Source organism: Rhizobacter sp. P2_H3, from assembly GCF_056403355.1.
In genome coordinates this window covers 1-7,955 of sequence record NZ_JBFUFQ010000251.1, presented here as the reverse complement: position 1 = coordinate 7,955, position 7,955 = coordinate 1, and the positions used below count along the sequence as shown (strand labels likewise).

The window sequence follows — 7,955 nt, the reverse complement described above, 5'->3', positions numbered from 1 at the left end:
GTCGACAGCGCCGCCCAGGCCGCGGCGCTCGCCGGCCTGATCGAGCGCATCACCCGTGGCGTCGAGCGCGGCGGGCGCAACTGGACCGCGGCGCGCAAGAAGGACAGCCTGCAGCGGGTGCTGTCGAGCAGCCGCAGCGACGTGCAGCGGCTGCAGCAGCGGCTGGGACAGCTGATGGGCAGCTGGGAGAGCGACACGGTCGACGACATGGTCGATGCCGACGACAGCCTCACGCACCCGGCGCCGCTCGATGCGCTGCCGCCGGCCGCGCCATCGTCCGCACCCGTTGCCGAGCCCGTGCCGGCCGATGTGGCCTTCCCGCTGTGGCAACGCGTCGCCGACGGCCTGAGCGGCACCGTGCAACTCGCGCTGCCGCCGCCGCCGGCCCCGAGCGCCGAGCTGTCGCGCCAGCTGGCCGAACTGCTCGCGCAGCTCGAAGAACCGGGCCCGACGGCGTTGCAGGCCGACGAGTTCGACGCGCTGTGCGAGCGCGCGCGCCGCATGCTGGCGCACCGCCATCACTTCGTCGACCAGTTGAGCGGGCTGTGCCAGGAGCTCACCGCGAGCCTGGCCGAGCTGGCCGAGGACGACAGCTGGGCGCGCGGCCAGGTCGACGCGATGAAGCTGCAGATCGACGGCGGCCTGACCGCGCGCAGCGTGCGCTCGGTCAGCGAGCTGCTGGGCCACACCCGCCAGCGCCAGCACCAGCTGCGCGAGGACCGGGCGCGCGCCCGCGACGCGCTGAAGCTGCTGATCAACCGCATGCTCAGCGAGCTGGGCGAGCTGGGCCAGCACACCGGCCGCTTCCACGAGAGCGTCGGCCGCTATGCCGACACCATCGAGAAGGCCGATTCGCTCGAGAGCCTGGCCGGCGTCGTGCGCGAGATGGTCGAGGAGAGCCGCACCGTGCAGTCGCTGGTCAGCCAGGCGCAGGGCCGGCTCGAGTCGGAGCATGCGAAGGCGGTCGGCCTGTCCGAGCGCGTGGCCGAGCTCGAAGGCGAGCTGCGGCGGCTGTCGGAAGAGGTGTCGACCGACCAGCTCACGCAGATCGCCAACCGCCGCGGCCTGATGCAGGCGTTCGACGCCGAGAAGGCACGCATGGAGCGCGGCCAGACCGAGCTGTCGATCGGCCTGCTGGACGTCGACAACTTCAAGCGCCTGAACGACGAGCTGGGCCATGCGGCCGGCGACATCGCGCTGAAGTCGCTGGCCGAGGTGGTCAGCAAGGCGCTGCGCCCGACCGACCTGGTGGCGCGCTACGGCGGCGAGGAGTTCGTCGTGCTGCTGCCCGACACCCCGGTGCAGGAGGGCGAGCAGATCCTGACGCGCCTGCAGCGTTCGCTGTCCGGCGGGCTCTTCATGCACGAGCAGCGCCAGGTGTTCGTCACCTTCTCGGCCGGCGTCACGCTGTACCGGCAGGGCGAGGCCATCGAGGCCGCGCTCGAACGCGCCGACGAAGCGCTCTACGAGGCGAAGCGAACCGGTAAGAACCGGACGTGTGTCGGATAAAAGCTTGTCGAATCTACCGGTCACCTGTGTCCAACGGTGACCGGAACCGGGCTTTCTGACAGGAAGGTCGCCCGTATTCACCCTCTGGCGCGGCGAGAGAAATTCAGTTACAGCGCGCGGGCAAGTTGGCACGCCTCGTGCGTGGGAGGTTCGTGAAATTTCCAACGGACCTCCCCCATGTTCGAAGAACGCAGCCATAGGCAGTTGTTCCTCGGAGCACCGCCCTCCGTCACCTCCTTCATCGCCGCGGTGATGGAGCCGTTGCTGACGGTGCTGTGCTATCTCGCCGTCAGCAGCGTGTTCGACGAGCCGGTCGAGCGGCCGGCACTGACGCTGTGCATGCTCGTGCTGGTGTTGAGCTTCCCCGGCGTGAACCGCTTCAAGGACCGCAGCCTGAACGCGGCCATCGACATCCTCAGCGCGTGGATTGCCTTGCTGGGCATCCTGGTGCTGTGCGGTTATGCGACCGACAGCCTGAAGTTCTTCGAGTGGCGGGTGCTGGCCTGGTGGGCCGGGCTGACGCCGGTCGTGCAATGGATCGCGGTGCGCGGGGGCAAGGAGGCGCTGCGGCGCTTGGCGCTGCGGCCGGAATACCGCCGACCCGCGGTGGTGGTGGGGGCCGGGCCGCTCGGGGCCAAGGTGCTGGAGTCGCTGAAGGCGCGCAGTTCGTTCGGGCAGGACTTCGTCGGCTTCTTCGAGGACCGTTCGCCGGATCGCCTGCACCCCGATGCGCGCGAGCATGTGAAGGGCCGCTTCGAGGACCTGGCCGAGTGGGTGCGCCGCCACGGTGTGCGCGATGTCTACATCACGCTGCCGCTGACGTCGCAGCCGCGCATCGTGAACCTGCTGGCCTCGCTGCAGGACACGACCGCCTCGGTGTACTACGCGCCCGACGTGTTCGGCGTCAGCGTGATCCAGGGGCGCCTGCAGGACATGGCCGGCGTGCCGGTGGTGAGCCTGCTGGAGTCGCCGTTCACCGGCACCAACGACCTGGTCAAGCGATTCAGCGACATCGTGCTGGCGTCGCTGATCCTGCTGCTGATCTCGCCGGTGATGGCGGCGCTGGCGATCGGCGTGAAGCTGAGTTCGCCCGGGCCGGTGATCTTCCGCCAGAAGCGCAACGGGCTGGATGGCGAGGAGATCGAGGTCTACAAGTTCCGCTCGATGACGACGCAGGACAACGGCGCGGTGGTGAAGCAGGCCACGCGCGGCGATGCGCGCATCACGCCGTTCGGCGCGTTCATCCGCAAGACCTCGCTCGACGAACTGCCGCAGCTGATCAATGTGCTGCAGGGGCGCATGAGCATCGTCGGGCCGCGCCCGCATGCGGTGGCGCACAACGAGCAGTACCGCAAGATGATCCAGGCCTACATGGTGCGGCACAAGGTGCGCCCGGGCATCACCGGCTGGGCGCAGGTGAACGGCTTTCGCGGCGAGACCGACACGCTGGACAAGATGGCCGCGCGCGTCGAGTACGACCTGGAGTACCTGCGCAACTGGTCGATCGGGTTGGACCTGATGATCATCGTGCGCACCGTGCGGCTCGTCCTCTTCGACCGCAACGCATATTGATGTGGGCCCCCCAGTCGCTTCGCTCCTGCCCCCGAGGGGCGCCACCCGGCGGCCCGGCGAAGCCGGTTCCGCGGGCGTTGCTTGATCGTTCTTTTGTATTTGGTGTACCTATGCGTCGTTCTTCCGTTGCCGTCCTCGTGCTGACCGGTCTTGCCGGCGTTGCCCATGCGGGCGATGAATCCGATCCGTACGTGTTCGGCATCAGCCAGGCCATCTCGGCCGACAACAACCTGTTCCGCGCGCCCGATGGCGAGCCGGCGGCGCGCGATGCGGTGTCGTCGACCGGGCTGCGTGCCGCGATCGACCAGCCGTTCGGCCGGCAGCGTTTCACGGCCGGGCTCGAAGCCAACATCAACCGCTACAAGAACAACACGCAGCTGAACAACACCGACCACCGGCTGTCGGCGCGGCTCGACTGGTMGACCATCGAGCGCGTGTCGGGCGAACTGACGGCCGAGCAGCGCAGCAGCCTGTACCGCTATGACCTCGACAGCCAGAACCGCTACACCGGCAAAAACCAGCTGCGCACGACCGGTGCCGGGCTGCAGGTGCGCGTGGGCGTCGTCACCGCGTGGACGCTGGAGGGCGGCTGGGCCGGCAACCAGAGCCGCTATTCGGCTGACGAGTTCAGCAACCGCGACGTGCGCCAGCAGACGGTGAACGCCGGCGTGCGCTGGGCCGACTCCGATGCGCTGAGCGTGCGGCTCGGCGGCCGGCACACCGAGGGGCGCTTCCCGAACTTCGGCGTCGAGCCGGACGTGTTCCGCCGCAACGACGTCGACCTCAGCCTGCTCGCGAAGCCGAATGGCTTGAGCACGCTGAATGCGCGTGTCAGCGTGACGCGCGAGAACCATTCGGTGCAATCGCAGCGCGACACGAACACCTGGACCGGCGCGCTCGGCTGGAACTGGCAGGCCACCGGCAAGCTGAACTTCGACACGCAGCTCTCGCGCGACAGCAGCGTGGGCAGCAGCACCTTCGGCACGGCGCTCAACGAGATCGATTCGAGCGACACGCGGGTCAGCCACAGCCTGCAATTGAAGGCGCGCTGGGACGCGACCGCGAAGATCCAGCTCACCGCACAGGGCGGCTACACCCGGCGCAAGCTGGACAACGCCTTCATCGCCAATGGCGTGACCGCGCCGGCCGAGGGCGAGGACAACACCACCACCTACGGCCTCGGCATCGCGTGGCAGCCGCTGCGCAGCCTGCAGTTCGCGTGCAACGTGGGCCACGAACGCCGTCAGATCGTCGGCGACAACCTGACGATCACCTACCCCTACAGCGCGACCACCGGGAGCTGTTCCGGGCAGGTCAGCCTGCGCTGAGTCCGACGCCTTGTCGGATGGCGTGACGCGATGTGCCGCGGCGCCCTGAATTCATGCTGCATTGCACCACGCCAGGGAAATTCGCCCAGGCATGGACCATGCTGATGTGTCGACTTGAAGGCAGTTTGCAGCCACTTGCAAGCAGTAACGAAGCGATACAGGGCGGAAATCGGCAAGCTTGGGCTGCCGAAAGGTAGTTGCTGCGGCAAATTCGGCCGCTTTTGAGGGGCAAAGAGCGGTTCGAAGTGAAGCCGGCTGGGCATGCCGGCTGCCTCTTGCCCTGTGCGCCTCGATCGACCCCCCTTGAACTGGGGATGGGATCTGAAAGTGGCGTGTGTCTTGCATACGGGAAAGCACCTAATCACCAGGAGGTATCCATGAAGAAGTTTCTAGTTTCACTGGCCCTGACCGCGATGACCTTCGCGACCGGGTCGGCGTTCGCCAGCAGCGAGAGCTGCGACGATCCGCTGAAGAGCAAGCTGGGTCAGAGCTTCTGCTACGAGGTGTTCGACAACCTCGCACCGGGGCTGTACAACGTGAGCTTCCAATATGAAGCGGAGAAGACGGGTGGTCCGCTGGACCGCACGCTGGACTTCGCGTTCCTGTTCGACAGCCAGAAGGGCCCGGGCACGTTCGACCAGCTGTCCGACTCGACGAAGACGACCGGTTGGAACACGTACTCGTTCGTGACGAAGGCAGGCGGCGACAGCTTCCTGATCTTCGCGCTGCTGGGCGTGTACCCGCAGAAGTTCAGCCTGGCGCTGCAGAACATCACCGTCACGGCCGTTCCGGAACCGGCGACGTACGCGATGCTGCTGGCCGGCCTGGGCGCGATCGTGTTCGTGTCGCGTCGCCGTCGTCCGCAAGAGTAAGGTTCGGGCCTCAGTTGAGGCTCTGACGAAAGGCCTCGCAGCGCAAACTGCGAGGCCTTTTTCGTTCTCGTGCGGTTGCTGCGCGGAAAGGCGCGGGTGGGGAGGCTGTGGCGCGCCGTCGGGTGCGGTCATCGCCCCTGGCGGGGCGCTGACTCCCCTGCGCTGRCTGRTTTCATGGCCCGTCGCCCAAACTCCCGCMACTCACTTCGTTCGTTGTGGTCAAACAGTGGGCGACAGTCAGTKCACGAAGCGTGCTGCGCACGCGGGCYATGAAACCAGCCAGCTCCGGCGCCCCCTCCTTATTGGCGCGCCACAGCCTCCCCACCCGCGCCTTTGTGCCACCGCYCYGSTMCTKCGGCGGTGACAAGCGAACAWMWGAKGGACRARGCATGCKRRCGCYMGCAYGCTCGTCGGTCACTTCAATCTTTTCCCCCCAACAAGAGCTGGTGGTGCTTAGCGGCGCGGCGGGTGAGGGGATGGGTTGGGGGCGACTTCTGAGGTGACGAAGAAGCTTGGTTTCGGGGGTGGCGCGCGCCAGCGCGCTTCGTAGACATGCTCATCGCCACTGTTTGACCACAGCGAACGCAGTGAGCGGAGGGAGTTTGGCGATGCACCCCCGAAGCCGAGCTTCTTCGTGGAGTCGGCCCGCCAGGGCCGACCGCCGAGGCTGAGCCCCCAGCCCATCCCCTCACCCGCCGCGCCGCGACGCGCCGCGCCGCGCAGAACCAGAAGACTCAAGCCCGTGCGTCAGACCAACGCAGCGTGCATTCCTCGTCGCCCTGGTAGAACGTCTTGCCCTTGCGATCCRCGCAGTACAAAGGCGCCACGATCATGTCCGTGAACGTCTGCCCCTCACCGATCCGCGTGTACTCGAACAGCACGCTGTGCACCACCTTCGAGTTGCGCCGCAGGTGGCTGCCCGTGCCGATCCACGTCGGCCCCTGGATCGTCACGCCCGGCTCGATCTCCACGCCCGAGCCGATGTACACCGGCCCGTTGATCGTCACCTCGTCCCACGGCACCCGCGTGTTCAGCCCCACCCACACGCCCGGCCGCACCTCGCGCCCCGGCATGTCCATCTGCGCCACCTCGCCGCGCAGCACCCGCTGCAGCACGCTCCAGTAGTCGCTCACGCGCCCGATGTCGATCCAGTTGAAGAAGCGGCTCTGCGCATAGAACGGCAGCTGGCGCTCCACCATCAGCGGGAACAGCTGGCTGCCGATGTCGAACACCGCGCCGCTCGGCACGAGATCGAGCACCGACGGCTCGAAGATGTAGATGCCCGTCGAGGCCAGCGTGCTGTGCGCCTCCTCCGGCTTCGGCTTCTCCTGGAACGACTCGACATGGCCGTCCTTGTCGCACTTCACGATGCCGTAGTTCTGCACCTCGCTGCGCGGCACGTCCAGCGTCACCACGCTCGCCAACGCCCCCTTGCTGCGGTGCTCGAACAGCGCCGCGCCGAAGTCCAGGTCGATCAGTGCATCGCCGCACAGCACGATGGTCGTCTCGTCGAAGAAGCCGGAGAAATCCTGGATCTTCTTCATGCCGCCGGCCGAACCCATCGGCTTCGGCACGATCTCGCCGTGCTCGCGCGCGCCTTCGTACGAATAGCCGATCTCGACACCCCAACGGTGGCCGTCGCCGAAATGGCTCTCGATCTTGCGGTGGTTGAACGCGACGTTGACCATGATCTGCCGCACGCCATAGCGCGCCAGGTGCTCGATCAGGTACTCCATCACCGGCTTGCCGAGGATCGGCACCATCGGCTTCGGCAGGTCGCGCGTCAGCGGACGCACGCGCGTGCCCTGGCCGGCCGCGAGGATCATCGCCTTCGTCATTCGAGCCTCGCTTCCCGCAGCGGCAACGCCGCCGCGTCCTTGGCCGACAGCTGCGGCGCGCCACCGACGTCGGGCCAGGCGATCCCGAGCTCGGGATCGTCCCAGCGCACGCAGCCCTCTTCCTTCGGCGCGTAGTAGTCGGTCGTCTTGTAGAGGAAGTCGGCCGTCTCGCTCAGCACCAGGAAGCCGTGCGCCAGGCCGGGCGGGATCCACAGCTGCCGGTTGTTCTCGGCGCTCAGCTCCATGCCCACCCAGCGGCCGAAGGTCGGGCTCGCGCGGCGGATGTCGACCGCGACATCGAACACCGCGCCGCTCGTCACCCGCACCAGCTTGCCTTGCGCATGCGGCGCGTACTGGAAGTGCAGCCCGCGCAGCACCCCGCGCGCCGAGCGCGAATGGTTGTCCTGCACGAAGACGGTCTCGCGCCCGACCGCCTCGGCGAAGACGCGGCCGTTGTAGCTCTCCATGAAGAAGCCGCGCGCATCGCCGAACACCTTCGGCTCGAACGCCAGCACGTCGGCAATCTCTGTCTTGATGACCTTCATCAGAACACCTTGTCGTGCATCAGTTGCAGCAGGTACTGGCCGTAGCCGCTCTTGGCCAAGGGCTTGGCCAGCGCTTCGAGCTGCGCCGACGTGATCCAGCCCTTGCGCCAGCAGATCTCCTCGGGGCAGCAGGCCTTCAGGCCTTGCCGCTTCTCGAGCGTCTGGATGAAGGCGCTCGCCTCCAGCAGCGAATCGTGCGTGCCGGTGTCGAGCCACGCGTCGCCGCGGCCGAAGATCTGCACTTCGAGCGTGCCGGCCTCGAGGTACAGCCGGTTCAGGTCGGTGATCTCC

7 protein-coding genes are annotated in these 7,955 nt (G+C 67.3%); 4 read left to right on the top strand and 3 right to left on the bottom strand.

Annotation, left to right across the window (positions count from 1 at the left end; genetic code table 11):
* The 4 genes from AC1D1T_RS27665 to AC1D1T_RS27650 form a co-directional block, all read left to right on the top strand.
* The coding region (locus AC1D1T_RS27665; protein ID WP_477992880.1) for a GGDEF domain-containing protein at positions 1–1,509 on the top strand (1,509 nt) is incomplete at its 5' end.
* A gap of 177 nt (positions 1,510–1,686) precedes the next feature.
* The gene (locus AC1D1T_RS27660; protein ID WP_477828071.1) at positions 1,687–3,081 is read left to right on the top strand and encodes an undecaprenyl-phosphate glucose phosphotransferase; all 1,395 of its coding nucleotides are present in this window, start codon (positions 1,687–1,689) and stop codon (positions 3,079–3,081) included.
* Between the two features lie 110 nt (positions 3,082–3,191).
* Positions 3,192–4,409, top strand: a complete 1,218-nt coding sequence (locus AC1D1T_RS27655; protein WP_477992879.1) for a porin family protein — start codon at positions 3,192–3,194, stop codon at positions 4,407–4,409.
* Positions 4,410–4,786: 377 nt separating this feature from the next.
* Positions 4,787–5,281 carry a PEP-CTERM sorting domain-containing protein gene (locus AC1D1T_RS27650; RefSeq protein WP_465111070.1) on the top strand — a complete coding sequence of 165 codons (495 nt, stop codon included), beginning with the start codon at positions 4,787–4,789 and terminating at the stop codon, positions 5,279–5,281.
* 734 nt (positions 5,282–6,015) lie between these two features.
* Here the strand turns inward: AC1D1T_RS27650 and AC1D1T_RS27645 are convergent.
* The 3 genes from AC1D1T_RS27645 to AC1D1T_RS27635 form a co-directional block, all read right to left on the bottom strand.
* Positions 6,016–7,107, bottom strand: a complete 1,092-nt coding sequence (locus AC1D1T_RS27645) for a nucleotidyltransferase family protein (RefSeq protein ID WP_477992881.1) — start codon at positions 7,105–7,107, stop codon at positions 6,016–6,018.
* An 8-nt stretch (positions 7,108–7,115) separates the two neighbouring features.
* Positions 7,116–7,664, bottom strand: a complete 549-nt coding sequence (gene rfbC / locus AC1D1T_RS27640) for a dTDP-4-dehydrorhamnose 3,5-epimerase (RefSeq protein WP_477839563.1) — start codon at positions 7,662–7,664, stop codon at positions 7,116–7,118.
* Positions 7,664–7,955: sugar phosphate nucleotidyltransferase (locus AC1D1T_RS27635; protein WP_477992878.1), on the bottom strand; the 292-nt coding region annotated here is incomplete at its 5' end. The genes AC1D1T_RS27635 and rfbC, both read right to left, overlap by 1 nt.

Coding starts and splice junctions, on each gene's coding strand:
- AC1D1T_RS27660 (WP_477828071.1), top strand. CDS start 1,687: ATGTTCGAAGAACGCAGCCATAGGCAGTTGTTCCTCGGAGCACCGCCC.
- AC1D1T_RS27650 (WP_465111070.1), top strand. CDS start 4,787: ATGAAGAAGTTTCTAGTTTCACTGGCCCTGACCGCGATGACCTTCGCG.
- rfbC (WP_477839563.1), bottom strand. CDS start 7,664: ATGAAGGTCATCAAGACAGAGATTGCCGACGTGCTGGCGTTCGAGCCG.